The following is a 20,344-nucleotide window of genomic DNA, read 5'->3' as shown; positions in this document are numbered from 1 at the left end:
AAAACCGCACACGTATACCCCCATTTGTCTAATTCGAATAATTTCATCTTCAACTAAAGAATCCATTAATAAAAAAACAATTAATAGTTAAACGATTTATGCTCCTTTATCCCTTCAATCATATATTCTATCTATTGGTCATTGATCAATTAAAATTGGAGGCTCCTTACTTCACAGTAGGAGCAGTGTAGAAACTATTGATTCACTTGAATCCAATTAGTTAATTTCTCCGGTACCTTTTGCTTTAATAATTCATCAGCTTCTTCTATTTTAGTAACAACAGATTCTTCACCATCAACTTCTAAATAAACTGCTTGCACATCGTAATTTGCATAAATCTTAATTTTAAGATCATTTTCTTCATATTTTACGCTGAAGTTTACCACTTCTCGTTGTTTTTCTAAAAAAGGAATCCTTAGTTTTATATCATTAGTATATTCAACTAGAAATTGAATATATTAATTATGCTCCAGTTACACCTGCTAGTCCTTGTTTTGAGTTTACAACAAAACGATTGCCTGTCATCATACTATCAAGGTAGTCCTCATTTAAAAGCCTTAAAACTTCCCACTTTTTTTCTTTTGTGAAAACGATTTTTTCATTTTCAATGGAAACTTCAATATGAAATGCATCTATAGTTTCTTGTATTCTATCAAGAGTGATTGAGTCAAAATAATCCTTCCTTGAAATGCTGTATATCTTTGACAGCATTGCAGGCTGTGTTGAACACATCTTCTTCAATTCTTGGACGTTTTCGATGGGGATTTTCGTGACTATATGATCTATGATACCTTGTGCCTTTTTGGATAATTCTTCATAAAACTGAAACATATAATGGAAGTAAGTTGTGGCATTGATATATAAATGATTATCATATTCCAGGCAATCGAATTTGTCATCAAACACAAGGACTTTTTCTTCCAGTGTATCATAAGCACCGTTATTAAAAACTGCTTTAAGCCCTTTTGGTTTGGTTAACTCTTTGCCGTGTAGGAATTTACGGAACAGTTTAATGCTCTTACCTTTATCTGTTTCGATTTGAAGTACATAGTAAGAAATGGACTTTATAAAACGGTCGTCTGAGAGTTCGAGGACAGCCGTGTTTGTAATCGCTGGCATTGTGTCAATTCGTGTCTTAATTTTTTCGTACTCTTTTTCCTCTAATTTTATTTTCTCCCATTCAAATGATTCTTTTTTATAGCCCGGGTCATAGTCAATTACTTTTGCCTCTTCGTTTCTAATTCCTTCAATAAAACCGTTAAGGTAAATAGATGCCATACTTTTAAAGTCGGCAGCTAATTGCTTTTTTATGTTTAGTTTTCGATACTCAATTGATTCACCTCTAATACCCACCAAATAGATGCTAATTTTATGATCTGTTTCCAAAATATTAGCTAAGTTATTTGCTACATCTTGCATCTTTTATCCCCCTAAATAAATATCATTGTCTAACTGTTTGACTTCAATTGTTTCGTTATGCATTAATTGGCTTTTCTTTGTAATGAGCATTATGGTTCTGCTGTTATCTATTTGAATTTCATAGATATGGTAGCGAAAAATGTTTAGGATTGGGTTAGTAAAGATAAGATTTGAATTTATATAAATAATAGCCAATATTCCGAAAACTATGAATAGAGATAAGGTAGTTTGTATGTTTTTAAAATCAATCGCCAAAAAAGGAACAAGGTACGTAACAATATAACTCATTGATTCCCCATCTTTTTGAGTAACTTGACTTATTAATGCAAAATTTCCGTGATTAGCTTGTGCGTGTTTAATCACAAGGTAAAGGGCAACAATTGACAAGATTCCTATTCCTAAAAGTATCCATTTAATTGAAGAATGTTCAAATGGATTTTGAAGTGCAAAGATGAAAAAAAGTGGGGAATAGGAGCTAAGAAACAGAATGAGTTTTATCCATTTATTTAACAAATTACTCGTCCTTTATATTTTATTTTTTTATTAAAACCTTAGAATTTATTTACAGTGAATGTTTTACGACAAAGGAGCTTTTGATGTGTATAAGTGTAAAAAACGGTGTTATGTATACCTAGATGAGTTCTATACCGAAAGTCTTATTATCTTTATATCCACTTTACCGAAATAAAATAAACAGTTAACAATGTTTTGGGAAACTGGAAAGAAGAATATCAATTCTTGCACTTTGGTATTCTTCACCATTTTGAATTATTATCTACTTTGCATTAAACACCCAATTTATACAAAGGAAAACCGATGTTTATAAATATGGACTTATTTAAAATAAGAGTAAGTTTCACTTGTTTTTTCTTCGAAATATCTATTTATTCGAACCTTTAATTTAATTATAAAATATTACGGTTATTTAAAGTCTTAAGATTTTCTAAAAATCGTTCATAAGATATAGCTGTTAACACAGTTTTAAGCTGTTTAGTTATATTATCTTTATCATTTTGAATCGTCTTTCTTAAATGCTTCAATGACAAATAATTCATATTATTCTTCTGTATCAAATCATTAAGATTAATTATTACTTCTCTATCTGTAATACCTATTTCCATCAAGTCTAGTTCGGTTTTATTACTTAATCCATAACTTACATAATTTGACCAATCTCGAATCACTTTGGATATGTCTTTATTATTCTCTTCTAATAGGTAACTGGCAATTCTAATTACTTTAGATATATACATTTGCAAATTTGAACTAATAATACTTGAAAAGATTAATAAAAGTAACTCAATATCCAACTTCAATGCATTTGCTATTTCCCCGTACCATTTACCTTCTATCCACAACATTATTATCTTTTGTATATAGTCTTTATCTAGGACAACAGTATTTCTTTCGTTAAACTCATTAATTACATAGTCTACCTGTGGTAAATTTAAAACAATATTTAATATGTGGTTAATCCACGGCTCTGATAATGGACTGTCAGTGTTTATCCATATGTCATTGTCTAAATCAAGCAAATCTACAGTATTTTCATATACCCTAATATTTGAATTACTTCTTTTAATGGTGACAAACTCATTTGTTGCTATATATTTTTTTATTTTTTGTCCCCTATGAAGAAATAAATTTTCCAGAGTTTTTTTTTCCGTATCAGTCGATTGATAATACGCAAAGGTATTATTAATTAAGATACTAATTTGAGTGTCTAGTTCCTCTACTTCAATTTCTTCTGAAAGAAGGTTTATTAGAGAAGTATCTATTGAATCAATTAAATTGAGAAATGGTTCACTTTTTTTCTCTAAAAAATCGTTATCTATTACTAATCGGCTGTTTTGAATATTCCTAGCTATTTCTTCAATAATATGATAAAGGTAGCCATTAGCTTTTTCGTTTTTTTGATTACTAATAACATTTCTCATTAAATTTTGATCGGCATTATCTACTACAATTACTAACCCCTTTGTTTCTTTTCCAGCTCTGCCAGCTCTGCCAACTAAATTTTTTAAATCTCTATATTTTAAACCTACCCACTCTTTCCTTTCGATATTAAAACGTTTAGTTGAGTGTATGACAATAACTTTTATTGGAAGATTTACACCCTCTGCTAGAGTATTCGTACATATCACAAATCTGATATCCGAGTTACGTAACGATTCTTCTATTACCTCCCGTACATCTTGGGGTAAATCACCGTGATGAAATACCACCCCATATTTAACTAATTTACTAAGTAAATATTCAGTTCCAAAAATTTTATTAAAATACTCTTCTAGCTTTATAACTTTTTCTATATTTGAGTAATCTAGTGGATTTGGCAAAGCCAATGTTGTAATTTGCTTAATTGCTTCTTCAGCTAAACCTTGTACACCACTATTTCCTTTTTTTTGAGGAGAAAATAATGCCACGGTTCCTGTGATTATAGACTTTAAAGAAGTTGAAACCGACTTGCTCTTTTTAGAAGTAAAGCGATAGGTATTTTTTTTATTAGTTTTAGTATTAATATATTGAAAATCACTTTTTGTTAAAAAATTATATAATTGATATTTATATGGGTAATGATCAAGCGGATTTACGTTCAGTAAATAGCCGTTTTTATTACTCATTTCTTCTAAAAATGCATATTCTAATTGTGTTGGTCTATATTCAGAAGTAATTAATGTATCCGAATCCCCATCTAACCACTCATTAATTTCTTCTATATTTGGAATTATTGCTGATAAAAAGATAAAACGCCTACGGTTAAAATCATCTGAGGATTTGAATTTTGATAGTAAAAGTTCATAACTTAATCCTCGATTTGAATCGTCAATTAGATGACCTTCGTCACATATTATTAAAGAGAACATATTATAAACATCGGGTAATATACTTTCGATTGCTATGAATTTCTCAGGTGTAGAGATTAGTACATCTACATTTTTAATATTTTCTTTCTCGTCTTCAGTTGGAGTATTTCCCCCATATATTGCCTTAGACGATATATTTAACTCAGCCAATCGTTTACTAAATCCGTTTTTTAATTCAGAGGCTAATGCACGAAAAGGAGCAAGAAATAATACCTTTGCCCCTCTATTCTTTTGTAAATGGTCATAAATCATTAATTCACAGATTGCTGTTTTTCCTGCACTTGTTGGCATTTGTAGGGAAAAACCCTTTTTTGATTTTAAAATTCCGCTCGATAAAGCTTTTCTTTGTGAAGGAAAAAGATTCCATACAGGTGGAATTTTTTCAAGTCCACTTTCAATAAATTCCGCTAAATTTATACTTAATGTATCTGTATTATCTTTTAAATCTTTCCAAATATTATTATTCATAAAATTAGATAATAAAATAGAAGCTATTCTATAGGAAATAAATAAATCGGGGTCATTAACTAAATAATATTCTTCTTTTTCGGAAAGTAAGAACCTTAGTTCTATTAAGAGTTTTTCGTTACCATTATCTAAATATCTTCTAACGTATGCAGAATATACGTTATTTTCCGAAAGTTCTCTTCGTAGAAATGAAGAAATAAAAACGTCTATATTATTTTGATATGCTTCGATAGAAAACAATTTTGCTAAAATAAAGGCTGAAGCAGTATAATCAGATAAATAATACAATGAACTAACATATAACATATTTTTAGCTAAGTTAACTCCAACAAAATTGCTTGAAGTACCTTTTAATGAGTATATCTCTAAACCTTTTGCGAGAGCAAAAAGCTCGAGTTTATCCTCTACTGAAAAATCCTCGTTATTTAGTTTTTTCAGCATTTTACTGAATAGGGAAATGTAAAAATCTTCTGGCCTTTTTAAGAAAGTATAATCAGCTTGATTTTCAATTGGTAATTTAAAGTCCGTAAACGAATGCCAGGATTCTGATTGGGCAATCCATAATCTTAATGTTTCGTTAATCATAAAATATCACTACCTGATACAAGAATATTTTTATATGTTGTTTCATAAGCGTTCTTTAAATCCTTTATTGATACAAGAATAATTTCAAAGTCTGCATCAAATTCTATAAGTTCTCTTTCACGAGCTATTTCATCTTCTATTAGGTTATCATCTATTACAATGATTGCTTTGAAGTGTTTCTTATACTCACCAAATGTTACAGGGTCTTGGAATCTTTCCAAATACTTTAAGGTATTAACTTTGTTTTCTTTAACGTATTTAGCCTCTAACCAGTTTAATGAAACAGCTAACCTTCTAACATAATCATCATATGCACCACTAACTGCATTATGAATTGGATCATATGTCTTATTTTTAGTTGCCTTTGCTTTGATTTCCGCAGAGACTAGAACGTCTTCATTGGATGGCTCCTTTTCTTTGTGAAAGAGCATTACATCAGTCTTCTGGACAGCCATATTACGATCATCTTTCCATAACCATTTTTTTGGGCCTTTTAATTTCTTTGGAAGATAATATTCTTGAAGTAAGAAATATGAGAGTATTTCACCAAATTCACCTGACATAACATTACCTGGATCGGGTAAATAATAATCCTTTAATATAGAGCTATAATCTTTTTTAAACGTTTCAACATTCTTTATTAAATGTGTATCACGTACATAGCATTTTCGAAAATTAGTTGGAAGTTTAGACAAAAAACTATCGAGTTCACTATGATCAAGTTTTAGTAGTATAAACTGATCCTTCTCGACAGCAAAATGGGATAATAAATTGATATTAAACACATCCTCAAAAAAACTATTTTCCTATACAATAAAAGATAATTTATCCATATGTTTTTAAAAAAACTCTAGTGATACTAGGTAAAACAATATTCTGGTTCTTTATTCATTTACAGAAATTAGTTCTTAAGTCTTATTTATGTTCTATATAATACCATAAATTCTCTGCATCACCTTGTCCTAAGAAATTTCATTTTTTAGTTTTATGTATTAATTACCAATTATACCAAACAAATAACTACCTGCTAATCTTTTTTGTAGTAAAATTCAACTAAAAGTTTTAGAAGAGTAATTAAAATTGGTAATTTCGATTTAGAAAAAATAGAATTTCTGAATTTTTTATTCGCACATTATGCTAAAGAACACTTATCCCCCAGTACATTTGGAGTATATAAACAGTATTTTAGTGTAGTTTTAGGTAAGATAAAGAGTAATGATTCATAGAAGCATATTTCTTTCTACTAATTAAAAAAATGGTGTTGTAAGAGCTACTTTATTAAATTTCTCGAAGCTTTAAAGCAAGAGCTGGTCGATTCTTTCGCAAACGGTTGGAAAGGGGCGTGTACAGCTATCGAATGAATGAGGATTTGGGCAAATATTTAGATAGTTCAGCTTTGTTATGCCCGGATACAGCCACAAAATATAAGAAATTCGTTGATGAAAAAGAAGAAACACGCAGCCACTAACGTAAGTAAAAAGAGAACCTCTTAAGAGATTCAATTAGATTTATCTACTAATTTATCTACTACATTTCCATTTTCATCATAATTCACAAGAGGGTTTCCCAGTTGTCCAATCTTCACTTGCAGGAATCAAAAACAACGCACACATAAAGACTAGCGATATCCTAAGTAAAATTTTCATTTACACCCCCAAATAATTACCTATATTTTACCATAAAATACCCGAAAACAATTTGAACATTGTATAAGATACAAAAAAAGAACCTCTTAAGAGGTTCCCAGGCTGTCGACAAAGTCAAAAGCTGTTTTTTATAAATAGTTTAGCAACAATATATTGTGTCCTTCTTTCAAATTTACAACTAAATATGCTAATTAAAAGATAAAAAAACCCCTTTTTCTCCAACAATTCTTTGGGAAAAGGGGTTTGTCTACACTCTGAGAACCTCTAAAGAGGTTCCTAAATTCATTTTTTTAGTTGATTATTTTTAAAAAGGTAAATCATCTTTTATTATAGGGCTTACCTTTCTTACTAAATCTGTAATGTCATTTTCTCCGTTGTAAACAACACTAACAATTTGAAAGTCGTCTGGATAACGAACAGAGTTTTTTATCTTTTGTATCCACTCATAAGCTGATATAGCAGCAGTCCAATCCGGTTCTTTTCTAAAGTCAGTTTTTATTACTGAACAACTACCAGACTGTAAGAACTTAGCACTTTTCGCAAACATTTGAACCTCAATCTGAATCTCCATTTGTATACTCCTAAATCTATCTGCCTTTTTTGTTTATTCTTCAAACACTACAAAGCCCTCCTGAATTTTAAGGTTGGCTTTTTTTAATCCTCTACAATCACATCAATAATCTCATTAAATTGAATATACTCAAAAGAACTATCTTTCTTCTGAATACGTAACTCTTTCTTGACAGGATGTATGTACACACAATACCCGTGCAAATCATATGGACTTCCCTCGTTATGCAATGTAAAACTTAGCCGTAAATGATATTCCATCGCATAATGAATGTTGTTTTCAAACTCTTCAACCTGGTATTCATCAAGGACAGGTTTTTTATTAAGGAAGTAATCAACCTCACCAATTTTTTTATCTAAAACTTTATGTTCTGGCATAATCAACGCTGCTTGCCATTTAACGAACCCTCTATCTCGAATTGTACTCATCAGAAAGATCCCTCTTTTACATCCATTATATACGAACTAGCGTTCTTATAAAAGACAAAAAAAATTCCTTCCCCAAATAAGTTCGGGCTAGAGAAATGTTGATTTTTGAACAAATAATAAAAGACCACTTATTGTGGTCTTCCTTTATGCCTATGGAACTAACGCACCCGTTAGTTGATTAAGAAAATTCATTTTTCAAATCTAACTAACGTTTTTTCGGGAATTTCAATCTGGTCAATATCAAAGTTATTGATTTGGAGGGTTATCTCACCATCTCGCTTTTCATCTTCTTCCCCTACCCAACAACTATACAGTTCAAAAAAATCACCTTTTTCAAGGTAACTGTCCATAATTTCACATAGTTCTATTAGCTTCTTCTTCGATTCGGCACACGTTCTTGGGTTCATATATTTTGAAATCTCAATTCCCCAATGACTTGATACTTCATAAACGTAAGGAGTAGTAAACTGATATTCCTTTACATTTAGCAATTCAAACTCACCGGCAAAACAACCGCCAATATAAAGAAATTCATCTGAATATTCATCATCATTAATCGGTATTTCTATATTACACCCAATATAGGAAGCCAAACTCATTTCCACTCACTCCTTGTTATTCCTTCTTTAACTAAAGCACCTGTTAGTTGATGAAGGGACACTATTTTTCATTTAATAGTTTTCCGCCTTTTGACTTATAAACTCTCAATGACTTTCCTTGTTCAGTTTGTGGATAATACTCCGCTTCACAATAGTAGTTTCCTTCTTCTACACCCTGATAATTCTTAGGAAACATAATGCTATGTTTTCCAAAGTTCGCCTCTGTATGTCCCCCTCTTGTAATATCGAATATGGCGATCTCACAATCCCCTTTATATTGTTTCGTCTTATCAGCTAAAACGTTAGGCAGGTCTAACAAAGAATAAACAAATAGGGTCCCTGATAGGAGAAATAAAAAGGCGACTCCAAGAATGTCCTTGATCGGTATCTTATACGAATCTCTGTTTTTCTTTTTCAATTTATAAAAATGCCAAAAATAAGCCGACATCCCCACAAGCATTACAAATGACAAGATTAGTAAAGAGAAATACTGTGCCAATTTCCTTCAATTCCTTTTTTATAGTTTCTTCTTATACGTTTCCCGAATCAATGATGTTTCAATTCACTTGTTGCTAAATTAACCCAAAAAGGAATGAAACCTTATGGAACTATACTGCACCGTTAGTGCCATAAGAAAAAGGCTGCCGCAGCAACCCCTATTAATGAACTAACACACCCGTTAGCGAAATAAGGATTTTTTACTTTCTAACAAATACTGAATATTCCATTGGATTTTCGAATCCTAATCTTTCAGCCAGCTTTATCGACGCAAAATTATTAACATTACAATCCCAATTGGGTTTCAAATTTCTTTCAATACAATGTTCAATGAATATCTCTGCAACATTTTGAGCTAAGCCCATTCCTCTATACTTATTTTTAGTTACAATATCAATTTCAGCAAATTGTGATGAACTAAATATAGATGTACATTCACTTACAACGGTATCATTATGTAGCAAACAATAACCAAAACCATTCTCAAGAAAATTTGATACCGAACCCCAATATTCATTATAATAAGATTCATTAAATTCAAGACTTTCAGTAATTATTTTTTCATCTATTCTCTTTACAATAAAATCATTGGGTGATTTCCCCTTTTTTATTGTTGAATATGTATCCTTATTAAAATGAAAAGAATATCTATGCATTTGTCTTAACTCATTTTCAAACAACCTATTTATAACTTGATCCCATTCTTTTGATGGAGAAAACAAAGTGAATCGCTTATTGTCATTTTTTCTACTATTAAAAATTTCTAAAAATATGCTATCAAGACCATTGTCCATTTCGTCTCCACCAACAACAAAAATACCTGAATCAGTTCCAATTAAAACTGTTTTCTTCAATTCATCCATATATACCTGGCCAGGAATATAATTATTTAATACAGAGTATGCAAATGTTGGATATGTTTCTTTATCCTTATTTTCTAGTAAATTTATGGCCTTTTCAAATTCATTATTCATACACTGTTCTCCTTTTTTTTGTTATTCCTCATAATTGTTGTACTTCCCTTAGGAAAATCATTTGTGTCTTTAAAATCTATTATATATTAAATTCTTAATGAACTAACCTGCCCCGTTAGTTGAACAAGCACCTTCTCTTTTATTGGTATTTTCTTCGAACTGTGCGATAAAAGTTTTATGAATAAAACCTATCTTCTTGTAAAAAAATAAGATAATAATTAACAAGGAGACTTAATAATGAGAAAAACAGCTATATTATTTCTTATCCTTTTCATTTCGTACAATAGTGTTAGTGAAGCAAAAACCACAACAGAAACAATCCCTCAAAACCAACCACCTTCAATAATGGAATTAGCTTTTCTAAGATATCTGGGCGTAACCACCATACTTGAAATTATGGAAAAACACGGTGATTCCCAGCTATTCACTTTTAGTAGAATTGAAAAAATCACAAGACATATTCAAAATGATTCATATGATGTGTCATTACGAGTAATTGGATTTGAAGGACCACTTAACCCACCCTATAAGTTAATTCGTATGACTATTCGTATACCGGGTGAGAAATATAGTAAATATAGTGTAATTTCCTATAACCATCGGTATGTCTCTGGTAAAGAATTTGATGAATTAACTAAATTTACTGCTGATTAATTGTACTTCTTTTTGTCGCAATTTTCGTCTAATTTGAAATTTATGAGTCAATTTTCTTGTTGAACTAACCTGCCCCGTTAGTTCCATAAGTAAAAGCTGCCTTAAAGGCAGCTCCGATCTTCAGCTAACACACCTGTAAAAAGACTGCTAATTAGCAGTCTTAAGCTTAAACTTTCTCCATTTAGTTAATTAAGAACATAATTTTTATTGGGTCTCTTGCATATTTATTTTTCAGGTTTAATATAAGGAACGATTTGTGCAGTTGCACCTACTGAAGCACCGCGGATAAAATCTTGATTCTCTAAGGCTTTGAAATTGTTTGTTTTTCCAGTGAGCATTACCCCCAAAATTTTCACTTCACCGAACTGCTTATTTTTATTTACTTTTAAAAATTCTTGAATTGTTTCATCATTCCCATTTGAATCATACTCTTTAAGGCTATCGACAAAGCTTGAATATGATGCTTTAGGGTTGTCGGAAAGTTCAAACCCATAAACTGGCATACCAGCTGGCCCCTTGCTTTCATCCCCAATTGGAGAAGCCATATACAACCATACGATGTTTAAATTATCAGGAATTTTTGTTTGTATTTCCTGTAACGTGTATGGTTTATCAAAGGAAATGGCAACTTCTGCAACGTGGTTCTCCATTTCCGAAACTTCCCCTAATTCATTTTGTACACCATCATAGTATTTTTTTATGGATGGATGATAAAATGTTGCTGATTTACTCTTTGTCTGTTTATCATACTCATAGGATTCTGTATCAGACCAATGAGATCCTGGTACTAATTCGTTCGTGTCAATATTGGCCCGAAACCAATCATATGAACTTGTAAGAGTGCTCCATTGAACTACATAACCATTAATATTCTTAGAACGGTTTGTAATAATGTTACCCCCAAACATCGATGAACTACTTGTTACTTGAGAGTCGATATGAATATTAGGTTCAGCAATGGCATTATGTGAAAAAAGCCTTTCGTGAAGTTTTGTAGAGCTTTTCGCTGCAAAGTAGTTACCTGTTTTATAAAAGATAGGTAAGAGAATTAGTACTACAATAATTGAAGTGATGATAATTTTTAGAAGATGTTTTCGTTTAGCCTTTTTTAAAGCATCATTTAACGAAGATTCCATCAATGTTGTCCTCCTATTTTTGAGTGAATAAATTTACGTGCACGATATAATTTTTGCTTTACACTGTCTACTTGAATATCCAAAATGGTTGCAATTTCTTCATATGAAAAATCATAGTAATACTTTAGAAAGAAAATTTCTTTGTATTCCTTTTTTATGTCTTTTAATAAATAATAAATCTCTTCTTTATTTAAAACCGTATCAAAATCGCAATCGATATGTGATAGCTTTGAATAAATTTCCTCAGTTAAGTAAATGTTCTGCTGCTCCTTTTTCCTTTTCAAATCAATATATTGATTAAGTGATACTCTAAAAAACCAAGGACGTATATTGCTTTCTGTTAATTTATCCAATAGCGTGTAAATTTTGTAGTAGGTGTTTTGAATTATATCCTCTGCATCTTCTTTTTTGGCTCCTCTCGCTAGTAATAGCTTGAACACTTCCTCTCCTAAATTGATAAGGTTGGAGGTTAATGCATTTTCTTTTTTCATCTTGTGTCCTCCTTATACTTATACAACGAATGAGTGATATTAGATGTATACACTTAGATGAAATAAATTTTAATTATTTATGAATTGGTAACCTCCCACCACAAGAGGGATCTGTACTTCTAAAACAAAACGGAACAAATTAATTATCTATAAAGTAATATTTTTACCTATTTGAAAATACCTCTTATGGAACTAACCTGCCCTGTTAGTTCCATAAAGAAAAAGCTGCCTTAAAGACAGCTCCGATCTTCAGTTAACGTACCCGTTAGTTCCATAGGACTTATTTTAGAGTTGAAATGAAAAAATGATTAAATATACAAGGTATGGCCGGGTGTTATTCTTATGTGAAATTTTTATTAATCAAGTTCAACTAGTAGCTCATCTATAACTTCTGCTATTAATTCAACGCTCCTATTTTCTTCCTCAATTGTATTTTCTACCCCTCCAATTTGAAGGAGGAGTGAGTTCGCAAATAAGTCTTGATTATAAAATTTTTGTTTATAAGGATTTCTTGTTTGTGATGTTTTCAGTAAGACTCCCCTAGAAAGTCCCGGATACTTCTTTTCTAATTTTTGATGAAAGAGATTGGCGATTTTTCGGTTTTCTTTAAAGTTAGGGCTGTTTTCCGAGACAACAAAAGACACACTGGCTACATCTTTTCCATCTATTCTAATGGTTGTAGCCTTTTTTAGTTGAGTATCTCTGTGAATATCTATAATTAATTTTAAATTCTTATTTTTATCGAGAACAGTTTGTACTTCTTCCCCTGAAATATCGTATATATTTGAATAATCTAAATCACGGTTACGAACTATTTTGTCAAAATCCGTGGTGCTGTGTAATACATTAATATTTTTTTTCTTTAATTCATTAGTTAGTTCTGCACCTACCATCGTAATATTTTTATTCTCATCGTATGCTTGATCTAGGTTTTTATTTTCAAGTTCCGGCGTAAAGGATTCCGTGGTATGGGTGTGGTAAATAAATACTGAAGGATTTTTATTTGAAGCAGTTGTGCTTTCCACATTATTTTCAGGAAATGCAGACATTACATTATGATAAGACTTTACAATGTACTGATTACCTCCAAAAAAGGAAGTCCAAGCAATCACAGCCACTGTAGCAATAGCTACAGACCAATAATAAGAAAGTTTCTTTATTTTACTTACTTTGCTTATTCGGTTAGCTTTTTTAATTAGTAGTTGTCTTGTATCATCTATAAATTCTGATCTTGGATTTAAATCGGGGGAGTGTTTAATTCCTTCAAAGATTTCATTATCATTTTGCATTCTCGAAAACCTCCTCTATGGAAACATTAAGTTTCTTTCTTAATACCTTTAAGGCTCTATGGTAATCAACCTTGATTTTTGTTTCATTACATTCCAATATTGCTGCGGTTTCCTTAATGGAAAATTCATTTATTCCCCTTAGAATAACGATGCTTCTATGCATAGGTTTTAATGATTGTATAGCCTCTTGTAAAATTTTTGTACGTTCATTATCTTGAAGAATCTCATCAGGAATTTTCCGATTTGAAACAAGTTGTTTAAAAAAGCTGTCTTTAAATACAGAATAAAACCTTTTTTTTCTGTGGTGATCAATTGCTGCGTGTTTTGCTATAGAAAGAATCCACGTTTTTAATGTACATTGCTTGTTAAATTTAGATTGAGATATGAGTAACCGTATAAATACATCTTGGGTTAAGTCTTCAGCATCGTTTTGATTTCCGGTAAAACAAATTAAGAACTTATAGACATCACGATAATACCTGTTATATATTTTCTCGATACTTTCGTCTAACTTATCTTTATCAAGCAATAATACCCCTCCTTTTTTTATGTTCATTTATTAATCGAATAAGAATCCAAAAAGTTTCAATTTTAAAAAACAAAAAGAATATTAATTTTGAGTTATTTAGGAATTAGTTATTATAAGTGTACATCGCGTTGAATGAATTCGGGGAAATAAATATATTAGTAACAAACCATTCCATACCCCTTAATGAACTAACCTGCCCAGTTAGTTGCAAAAAGAAAAAGCTGCCTTAAAGACAGCTCCGATCTTCAGCTAACGCCCCGTTAGTTCATTAAGCAAAGCGATTCTTATTAAAGAATCGAGCCCGATTGCTGAAGAACACACTGAAGCTTTTTAGCTGGTTTAGTTAAAGAAGAAATTTTCTATTCATCATTTATTAAAAACAAAAGATTCAATTCTTTCTTCGCCAGAGAACATATCTTTGATTTTAAATTGATTATTTTTCACTTCATCTTCCCCAATAATGATAACGTTACGAAAATTCTCCTTGTTTGCCTTATCTAAGGCTTTCCCAATCTTTTTGTTCCCCATTTCAAACTCAACGTTGTAGCCTTTATTTCGTAGATATCTTGCCACTAAAAATGATTCTTTTTGAGTATTTATTGGGATTACATAAAAATCCACAGTAGGATTTTCTAAGATTTTTTCCTTCGATGTATTCAAAGCAGTATAAATAACATCTAAACCAAATGATATTCCAACTGTAGAAAAGTTCTCATTTGTTCCGATAAGTCCACCGATAGCATTGTCATATCTTCCCCCACTCCCAATGCTTGACTTAATTGTTTTATCAGATGTGAAAATTTCATAAATAGTACCCGTATAGATCTCCAAGCCTCTTGCTAAAAATGGATTAAATATACATTGGTTATTAACACCAAGGAATTCCAAATATGTTTCTAGTTCTTTTAATTCTTCTAAACCTTGTTTAACCTGTTCGCTTTGTACAGAAAATGGTTCAAAGTAGCTATAACTTGTATTATTTTTATCGATCAAAAACTGTTTAATTAATTGTACTGTTGAAGGCAGCAGCCCCTGTTCAGTAAGCTCCGAAGATACAGCTTCTAATCCAACTTTTTCAAGTTTATCAAGTATTAATACTACTTTATTAATTTTTTCATCTGAAGTTTCAAACACTTGAAGCATTCCAGTTAATAATTTTCGATTGTTATATTGAATTATTACCTTTAAATCGAGTTTGCGGAATGAATCCAATGCCATAATCATTAATTCTGCTTCAGCTATTTGAGATTTAACTCCCACAATATCAACGTCACATTGAGTAAACTCACGGAACCTTCCAGTTTTTATAGGACCGTCCCTGAATACTTTACCTATTTCGTACCTTTTAAAAGGCATCCTCATTGTTGGATTCATTGCAACTACCTTGGCAAATGGGATCGTTAGGTCGTATCTCAATGCCAAATCTCTTTCCCCTCTGTCTGTTAATGTATACATTTCCTCTAAAATTTCAGCACCCCCTCCATACTTAGATGCCAGCAATTCTGTGTAATTTAAAATTGGGGTTTCTAGAGGTTTGCACCCATATTGGATAAAAACATCTTCTAATGTTCTCCTAATATTGCTTCTTACTACTTCTGCTTGTGGTAAATAATCTTGTGTTCCCTTTACATTTTGATAATCCATCTTTTTCATCTTTTTTTACCTCCACTTGTTTGTTTAAAATAAAAAACCGCAAAAGATTTAAGTTCTTAAACTTAATCAATGCGGTTCAATTATAAATAGCCTTCCTATATACGATTTTTAAAAATCGAATAGCAAGACTACTTGTTATAATGATGTAATTGTGACAGGAAAAAATTATTCAAAAATGACAGCATTTTACCCACCTCGTATTTCCATTTAATGTATCACAATAAAAAGTTTTTTTCCATTATTTATTTAATTTCTTAATTATTGCTTCTTCAACTAAACTGTCCCGTTAGTTCCAAAGAAAAAGCTGTCTTCTTAACGGCAGCTCTGATCATCAACTAACGCATCCGTTAGTTCAACAAGAAAAGGATTCAAATAGGTTAGTTTAACCTGTTACCACGGTTACTTTTGGTTCTTCACAAGAAATAACATCAATCGTGTGATTTAAGCAGGGAAACTGATAATGGATATAATTTTCAGAGGGACATAAATCTTCTCGTTCATTCGTGGCTATTTTTATAAAATCCAAATACCTTGACTTCGTATATATCCGAAATAGCTCTCCTTTTGATATCTCAGAGTTATCTATAGAATATGAAAAACATTCATCGATAACAGAATATGAAATATATGATTCAAATTCTAATTGCACCATAGGTAAATCAATGTTAATCGTGCTTCTATTAATAAGCAATCGTAATGAATTTTCTTTGTGTTCTATTATTTTTTCCAAATAAATATATCCTTTCTCTTGCATCAATTCATTAAAATCCACTTCATTATCACTCATTTCTTAATTTGACTATTTAAATTATACTTCATTTCCCAATCGTCTTATTGAACTATCCTGCCCCTTTAGTTCTACAAGCTAATGAAAATGATTAACTTAGTTTTTTCGTACTAAACGGTTATACTCTTTTATATCCTTTGTAGTATAAGTAAGAGAAAATACCGAAAATACCTTCTCCACTAAGTTAAATCACGTGCCCAGACCTGCCCTTCATTTTAATTTTCTTCATCTTTCTTCAACTCCTTAATAGTTTTATGGTCACATTTATTACAAATCCATTTCCCTTCATTTTCTAAACTTCCACACATTAGACAGCCCATTGTAAAGTCCTCCTTTCCGCACAGTATGTTGATTTAAAAATCTAAAATAGAGCTAATGGTTTCCGCATACGAATCAACAAGTTTATACCCTTCTTCTTCTGCTTCTTCCTCATTCAATTCCCTGTTTTCTAGCCATAGTTGGTAATGGATAATTTCGTGTGCAATGCTATCTAACATCGCATATAAAGCATCCTTTTTCCCTCTTTCCTCAATCAATTCGCTATAATCTCCCGTTGCAATACGAATAAAAGGTTCAACATTTTTATCATAGGGTGCGAAAAATGTTGCTTTAACCATTTGTTTTGTCGTACGATTCTTGATTTGATAGTCTTTTTTGAGATAGATAACGACCCGAACAGGGAATTCCATTTGTGTTCTTAGCCATTTACAAAAATTGATACAGACACTTCTTACTTCTGGATGTACACCTGCTTCACTTCTTAACCTTAGTCCTTTTCTTGGATAATTACCCATTATCTATGCCTCTCATTTAAATTTAAGCTTTTATAACAAATTCTCCAGTTAATTCGGAATACCTTGTTGAACTCCCCTGCCCCGATAGTGGCATAAAGAAAAAGCTGCCTTAAGACAGCCCCGATTTTCAGCTAAAGCAGGAATCCTCTTTATTCGAGTTTATTCCAAGTTACAATCTCCACATCATTAATTTCAACTTTTCCAAGACTTAATAAATGTGGTATGTAGGCAAAGAGACCAAATCTGTTACCCTTTTCATTTTCAATTTTGTAATATTCTACTGATGCTGAGGGTATTTCTTTAAGTTCTTTATAGGTCTCAATATTCAATAGCTTAATTTCATCTTTTTCAATATCTTCAGCTGGACCTTTGTATTTCTCTTTTGTGTAAAGAAATATAGCATTTGTATTACTTGTTAGTCTTTCAATTGGGATTTTTAAAAATTGTTGTTCTTCTTTAGTTTTTATTCCTAAGCTTGTGATAGCTTCGTAAACGTAATAAGGATGTAACGGTAGAAAATGGAGGACATCATTCCATAAACAATTAAGTTTAGGGATTTGTTTTTTCAGCAGTTTCGGTCTCTCAGGGTGGTCAAAATACTTTTTCGTATATTTCTCATACAAATGAGGGTAGATCTTAACTAAAGCATTCAATGGTATAAGTTTATCGCCAATCATTTCTTTAGGAACCATATGATATATATATTCTTGCATTGTGGCACCTCCACTTCTAATTATATACACTTCAACAAAAGATCAACATTCTCCTCTTTAAAGTTCGTCTGCTTGTTGAACTAACTTGCCCTTTAGTTCCGTAAGAAAAAAGGTTGCCGCAGCAACCTTCCTTATTGAAATAAAGCACTTGTTAGTTCAAAACATATTCCATTCCATTTTGGGCAAAGTAACTGTAACTAAAACAAGGAGGTAGTTATGGTTAAGAAAACGATACTTGCTATATGTACATTATTTCTTTTGAACATAGTCGCACCAACTCTAGAGGCAAAAGCTTTAACCTTTGGTGAATTACCAACCAAACAAACATCGAAACAATGGTCAGTTCAAGTAGGCGAAGCTGAACAAGATAAGGGGTTAATAAAGCCCGAAAAGGGAAAATTTCATACTTACTCTTTAAAGGTTGATAACATTGGTAAGGATGTATTGTCTGCGGAAATTCATATGTTTAGAAATGAACCTAATTCTAAGACGAAGTTTGCACTTTTTGGTTGTCCTCCTGATAATCCTTGTAGAGAAATAGATACTAATGAACAGGCGATTTCTTTAGCAAAACAATTGAATGATGGATATCCTTATAAATTTAGCAATTTCCTTTTAGCTGAAAAAGCGACGGAATTGGAAGTTGAAATCGTTTGGACTCAAAAGGGTAGCGAAGGCAGACCTTTAAAAGAAACATTTACATTCACTTCTAAATAACAAAAAAACAAAAAGGCCGAAATAATCGGTCTTTTTGTTGAACTAACGCACCCGTAGTTTATGTATAGTCCGTCACAATCTTGTTGATAAAATAATGAAAAAAGCGACCTTCAACTTGAAGAATGATTGTAGCTTAATAAAATTTCGATTAACAAATTCTTGACCTTATTTTGGATCATAAAAGACTGGAGCTGAATCAACGTTCTTAATCCATAAATATTCCTGCCCACTAATACCATCTTTCACCCATACATCACCTTGAAAATCCTCTGCCTTCCTTCGAAACAAAGTAAGATAAGATCTAACTACTTGAGGATCTTCGTCAAGTTCATTCTTCCTTGGAAACGAGATTTGTTTTTGCTCTCCTGATCTTATGTTTATAGCGTAAAGTGATGTGAACATATTTGGTACAGGTCCTTCTTTCCACTCCTTGTTCTCTTTCGCACGAGCCACAATTACCAAATCTTTAGAGAACCATTCCAGATCAAGGTCTACAAATCCTTTAGGTGTGTATTCCTTTTGTTGTTTAGATGTTGGTATTTCGGCAATCGTCATCTTCTTGTTTTCAACGAAAAATCTTCCTTCTCCTGAAATGTAGGCCAATTGATTGGCTAGAGGAGCCCACTTAAACCAGTCTTTAAACCCTAACATTTTTCCCACTGATTGAAAGTGTTTTCCTTGTGATGATAGGACACATAACGTATTGCTATCCATTGACCAAGAAGCTGTAGGAATAATTAAAAGGCTAACCCACATCCCATCGGAACTCCACTTAAAATAATCGGCATCAATCCCGAACAAATCAGGTTCTTTAGTTTGAATAGTATAAAAAGGCTTTATTTTATTTTTAGCAAGATTTGCATCTACTGGAATTCTATAAAGTGGGATTGGGCCCCATCCAGTAGGACGTAAGCTGGATTGTGAGGCAACGATAAATTCTTTCCCGTTCGGAAACCATTCAAAACCACTAACCCCAAGTGAGACATTTTCAAAACCCTGTGGACGACCGTTCTTTGTTTTCGTAACGTTCAATAAACCTTGTTCATTGTAAGCCAGTTGATTATTTATCGGCGACCATTTAAAGTCAGATGTTACGACCATTACATAAGGTTGGTAGCTTTCTTTTTCCTTTGTATCATAAATGAATAAATCCGATTTTTCTCCCTTCTCATCACCATCAATATAACCAATAAACCGACCGTCATATGACCATTTCTGATTATACACATATCGCTTCTTTGTAAGTTGTATTTCTTGATTTCCCTTTTTGATCCATAGTTGGTGGTCACGGATAAATGCAGCAGTAAGTGGAGCTTCTGCACTGGCAATAGTAGATAAATCAAAACTGAATAATATCAGCAGTAATAATATCCGTAATAACAAGATCATCCCTCCTTCTTTTAGGATGACCATATATGTTATTACGATTCTCATTTCGCAATTAGAATGCACCTTTTTATTTAAAACCTTCTTCAGGTAACCTGCCCTGATAATTGCATAAGAAAATGGAGCTGTTTCCAGCCCCATAT

21 protein-coding genes are annotated in these 20,344 nt (G+C 31.8%); 2 read left to right on the top strand and 19 right to left on the bottom strand.

Annotated elements, in window-relative coordinates:
* Window positions 1-194: 194 nt before the first annotated feature.
* The 10 genes from OSJ91_RS12020 to OSJ91_RS11975 all read right to left on the bottom strand — a co-directional run bounded on the left by OSJ91_RS12020 (window position 195) and on the right by OSJ91_RS11975 (window position 10,052).
* On the bottom strand, window positions 195-386 hold the full coding sequence (locus OSJ91_RS12020) for a hypothetical protein (RefSeq protein WP_485891679.1): 192 nt from the start codon (window positions 384-386) through the stop codon (window positions 195-197).
* 76 nt (window positions 387-462) lie between these two features.
* A complete protein-coding gene (locus OSJ91_RS12015; protein WP_485891678.1) occupies window positions 463-1,419 on the bottom strand; it encodes a Kiwa anti-phage protein KwaB-like domain-containing protein in 957 nt (318 codons plus the stop codon).
* Between the two features lie 3 nt (window positions 1,420-1,422).
* Window positions 1,423-1,932 (bottom strand): hypothetical protein, encoded by a 510-nt coding sequence (locus OSJ91_RS12010; RefSeq protein ID WP_485891677.1) that lies wholly within the window; start codon window positions 1,930-1,932, stop codon window positions 1,423-1,425.
* Window positions 1,933-2,324: 392 nt separating this feature from the next.
* The gene (locus OSJ91_RS12005) at window positions 2,325-5,336 is read right to left on the bottom strand and encodes a DEAD/DEAH box helicase (RefSeq protein WP_485891676.1); all 3,012 of its coding nucleotides are present in this window, start codon (window positions 5,334-5,336) and stop codon (window positions 2,325-2,327) included.
* Window positions 5,333-6,121 (bottom strand): Hachiman antiphage defense system protein HamA, encoded by a 789-nt coding sequence (locus OSJ91_RS12000; protein ID WP_485891675.1) that lies wholly within the window; start codon window positions 6,119-6,121, stop codon window positions 5,333-5,335. Before OSJ91_RS12000 ends, OSJ91_RS12005 begins: the two co-directional genes overlap by 4 nt.
* A gap of 1,165 nt (window positions 6,122-7,286) precedes the next feature.
* Complete coding sequence (locus OSJ91_RS11995; RefSeq protein WP_485891674.1) at window positions 7,287-7,553, bottom strand: hypothetical protein; 267 nt, start codon at window positions 7,551-7,553, stop codon at window positions 7,287-7,289.
* An 83-nt stretch (window positions 7,554-7,636) separates the two neighbouring features.
* Window positions 7,637-7,981 carry a YolD-like family protein gene (locus OSJ91_RS11990; RefSeq protein ID WP_485891673.1) on the bottom strand — a complete coding sequence of 115 codons (345 nt, stop codon included), beginning with the start codon at window positions 7,979-7,981 and terminating at the stop codon, window positions 7,637-7,639.
* Window positions 7,982-8,169: 188 nt separating this feature from the next.
* On the bottom strand, window positions 8,170-8,580 hold the full coding sequence (locus tag OSJ91_RS11985) for a hypothetical protein (RefSeq protein WP_063591536.1): 411 nt from the start codon (window positions 8,578-8,580) through the stop codon (window positions 8,170-8,172).
* Between the two features lie 61 nt (window positions 8,581-8,641).
* A complete protein-coding gene (locus tag OSJ91_RS11980) occupies window positions 8,642-9,079 on the bottom strand; it encodes a hypothetical protein (RefSeq protein ID WP_485891672.1) in 438 nt (145 codons plus the stop codon).
* Window positions 9,080-9,278: 199 nt separating this feature from the next.
* The gene (locus OSJ91_RS11975) at window positions 9,279-10,052 is read right to left on the bottom strand and encodes a GNAT family N-acetyltransferase (RefSeq protein WP_485891671.1); all 774 of its coding nucleotides are present in this window, start codon (window positions 10,050-10,052) and stop codon (window positions 9,279-9,281) included.
* A 237-nt stretch (window positions 10,053-10,289) separates the two neighbouring features.
* Here OSJ91_RS11975 and OSJ91_RS11970 point away from each other — a divergent pair, with 237 nt between their 5' ends.
* Window positions 10,290-10,706, top strand: a complete 417-nt coding sequence (locus OSJ91_RS11970) for a hypothetical protein (protein ID WP_485891670.1) — start codon at window positions 10,290-10,292, stop codon at window positions 10,704-10,706.
* Between the two features lie 224 nt (window positions 10,707-10,930).
* Here OSJ91_RS11970 and OSJ91_RS11965 read toward each other — a convergent pair whose 3' ends face one another.
* The 8 genes from OSJ91_RS11965 to OSJ91_RS11930 all read right to left on the bottom strand — a co-directional run bounded on the left by OSJ91_RS11965 (window position 10,931) and on the right by OSJ91_RS11930 (window position 18,098).
* Window positions 10,931-11,842, bottom strand: coding sequence for a sigma factor regulator N-terminal domain-containing protein (locus tag OSJ91_RS11965; protein WP_485891669.1), 912 nt, complete (start codon window positions 11,840-11,842; stop codon window positions 10,931-10,933).
* Complete coding sequence (locus tag OSJ91_RS11960; RefSeq protein WP_485891668.1) at window positions 11,842-12,333, bottom strand: RNA polymerase sigma factor; 492 nt, start codon at window positions 12,331-12,333, stop codon at window positions 11,842-11,844. The genes OSJ91_RS11965 and OSJ91_RS11960 overlap by 1 nt, the downstream gene beginning before the upstream one ends.
* Window positions 12,334-12,689: 356 nt before the next feature.
* Window positions 12,690-13,622 carry a stage II sporulation protein P gene (gene spoIIP / locus OSJ91_RS11955; protein WP_485891667.1) on the bottom strand — a complete coding sequence of 311 codons (933 nt, stop codon included), beginning with the start codon at window positions 13,620-13,622 and terminating at the stop codon, window positions 12,690-12,692.
* On the bottom strand, window positions 13,612-14,151 hold the full coding sequence (locus OSJ91_RS11950) for an RNA polymerase sigma factor (RefSeq protein ID WP_485891666.1): 540 nt from the start codon (window positions 14,149-14,151) through the stop codon (window positions 13,612-13,614). The genes spoIIP and OSJ91_RS11950 overlap by 11 nt, the downstream gene beginning before the upstream one ends.
* 366 nt (window positions 14,152-14,517) lie before the next feature.
* Complete coding sequence (locus OSJ91_RS11945) at window positions 14,518-15,804, bottom strand: histidine--tRNA ligase (RefSeq protein ID WP_485891665.1); 1,287 nt, start codon at window positions 15,802-15,804, stop codon at window positions 14,518-14,520.
* Window positions 15,805-16,186: 382 nt separating this feature from the next.
* The gene (locus OSJ91_RS11940) at window positions 16,187-16,576 is read right to left on the bottom strand and encodes a hypothetical protein (protein ID WP_331261896.1); all 390 of its coding nucleotides are present in this window, start codon (window positions 16,574-16,576) and stop codon (window positions 16,187-16,189) included.
* 368 nt (window positions 16,577-16,944) lie between these two features.
* A complete protein-coding gene (locus OSJ91_RS11935) occupies window positions 16,945-17,385 on the bottom strand; it encodes a hypothetical protein (RefSeq protein WP_485891664.1) in 441 nt (146 codons plus the stop codon).
* Between the two features lie 149 nt (window positions 17,386-17,534).
* Entirely contained in the window at window positions 17,535-18,098 is a 564-nt protein-coding gene (locus tag OSJ91_RS11930) for a group-specific protein (RefSeq protein WP_485891663.1), read from the bottom strand.
* A 216-nt stretch (window positions 18,099-18,314) separates the two neighbouring features.
* Between OSJ91_RS11930 and OSJ91_RS11925 the strand changes: the two genes are divergently transcribed.
* Window positions 18,315-18,815 carry a hypothetical protein gene (locus OSJ91_RS11925; RefSeq protein ID WP_485891662.1) on the top strand — a complete coding sequence of 167 codons (501 nt, stop codon included), beginning with the start codon at window positions 18,315-18,317 and terminating at the stop codon, window positions 18,813-18,815.
* Window positions 18,816-18,980: 165 nt separating this feature from the next.
* Here OSJ91_RS11925 and OSJ91_RS11920 read toward each other — a convergent pair whose 3' ends face one another.
* Complete coding sequence (locus OSJ91_RS11920; RefSeq protein WP_485891661.1) at window positions 18,981-20,198, bottom strand: eIF2A family protein; 1,218 nt, start codon at window positions 20,196-20,198, stop codon at window positions 18,981-18,983.
* Window positions 20,199-20,344 lie beyond the last annotated feature (146 nt).

The organism is Bacillus sp. T-10(2022), from assembly GCF_056502895.1.
This window is presented reverse-complemented; position numbering and strand designations above follow the sequence as displayed.

Coding starts and splice junctions, on each gene's coding strand:
- OSJ91_RS12015 (WP_485891678.1), bottom strand. CDS start 1,419: ATGCAAGATGTAGCAAATAACTTAGCTAATATTTTGGAAACAGATCAT.
- OSJ91_RS12005 (WP_485891676.1), bottom strand. CDS start 5,336: ATGATTAACGAAACATTAAGATTATGGATTGCCCAATCAGAATCCTGG.
- OSJ91_RS11995 (WP_485891674.1), bottom strand. CDS start 7,553: ATGGAGATTCAGATTGAGGTTCAAATGTTTGCGAAAAGTGCTAAGTTC.
- OSJ91_RS11990 (WP_485891673.1), bottom strand. CDS start 7,981: ATGAGTACAATTCGAGATAGAGGGTTCGTTAAATGGCAAGCAGCGTTG.
- OSJ91_RS11985 (WP_063591536.1), bottom strand. CDS start 8,580: ATGAGTTTGGCTTCCTATATTGGGTGTAATATAGAAATACCGATTAAT.
- OSJ91_RS11975 (WP_485891671.1), bottom strand. CDS start 10,052: ATGAATAATGAATTTGAAAAGGCCATAAATTTACTAGAAAATAAGGAT.
- OSJ91_RS11970 (WP_485891670.1), top strand. CDS start 10,290: ATGAGAAAAACAGCTATATTATTTCTTATCCTTTTCATTTCGTACAAT.
- OSJ91_RS11965 (WP_485891669.1), bottom strand. CDS start 11,842: ATGGAATCTTCGTTAAATGATGCTTTAAAAAAGGCTAAACGAAAACAT.
- OSJ91_RS11960 (WP_485891668.1), bottom strand. CDS start 12,333: ATGAAAAAAGAAAATGCATTAACCTCCAACCTTATCAATTTAGGAGAG.
- spoIIP (WP_485891667.1), bottom strand. CDS start 13,622: ATGCAAAATGATAATGAAATCTTTGAAGGAATTAAACACTCCCCCGAT.
- OSJ91_RS11945 (WP_485891665.1), bottom strand. CDS start 15,804: ATGAAAAAGATGGATTATCAAAATGTAAAGGGAACACAAGATTATTTA.
- OSJ91_RS11935 (WP_485891664.1), bottom strand. CDS start 17,385: ATGGGTAATTATCCAAGAAAAGGACTAAGGTTAAGAAGTGAAGCAGGT.
- OSJ91_RS11930 (WP_485891663.1), bottom strand. CDS start 18,098: ATGCAAGAATATATATATCATATGGTTCCTAAAGAAATGATTGGCGAT.
- OSJ91_RS11925 (WP_485891662.1), top strand. CDS start 18,315: ATGGTTAAGAAAACGATACTTGCTATATGTACATTATTTCTTTTGAAC.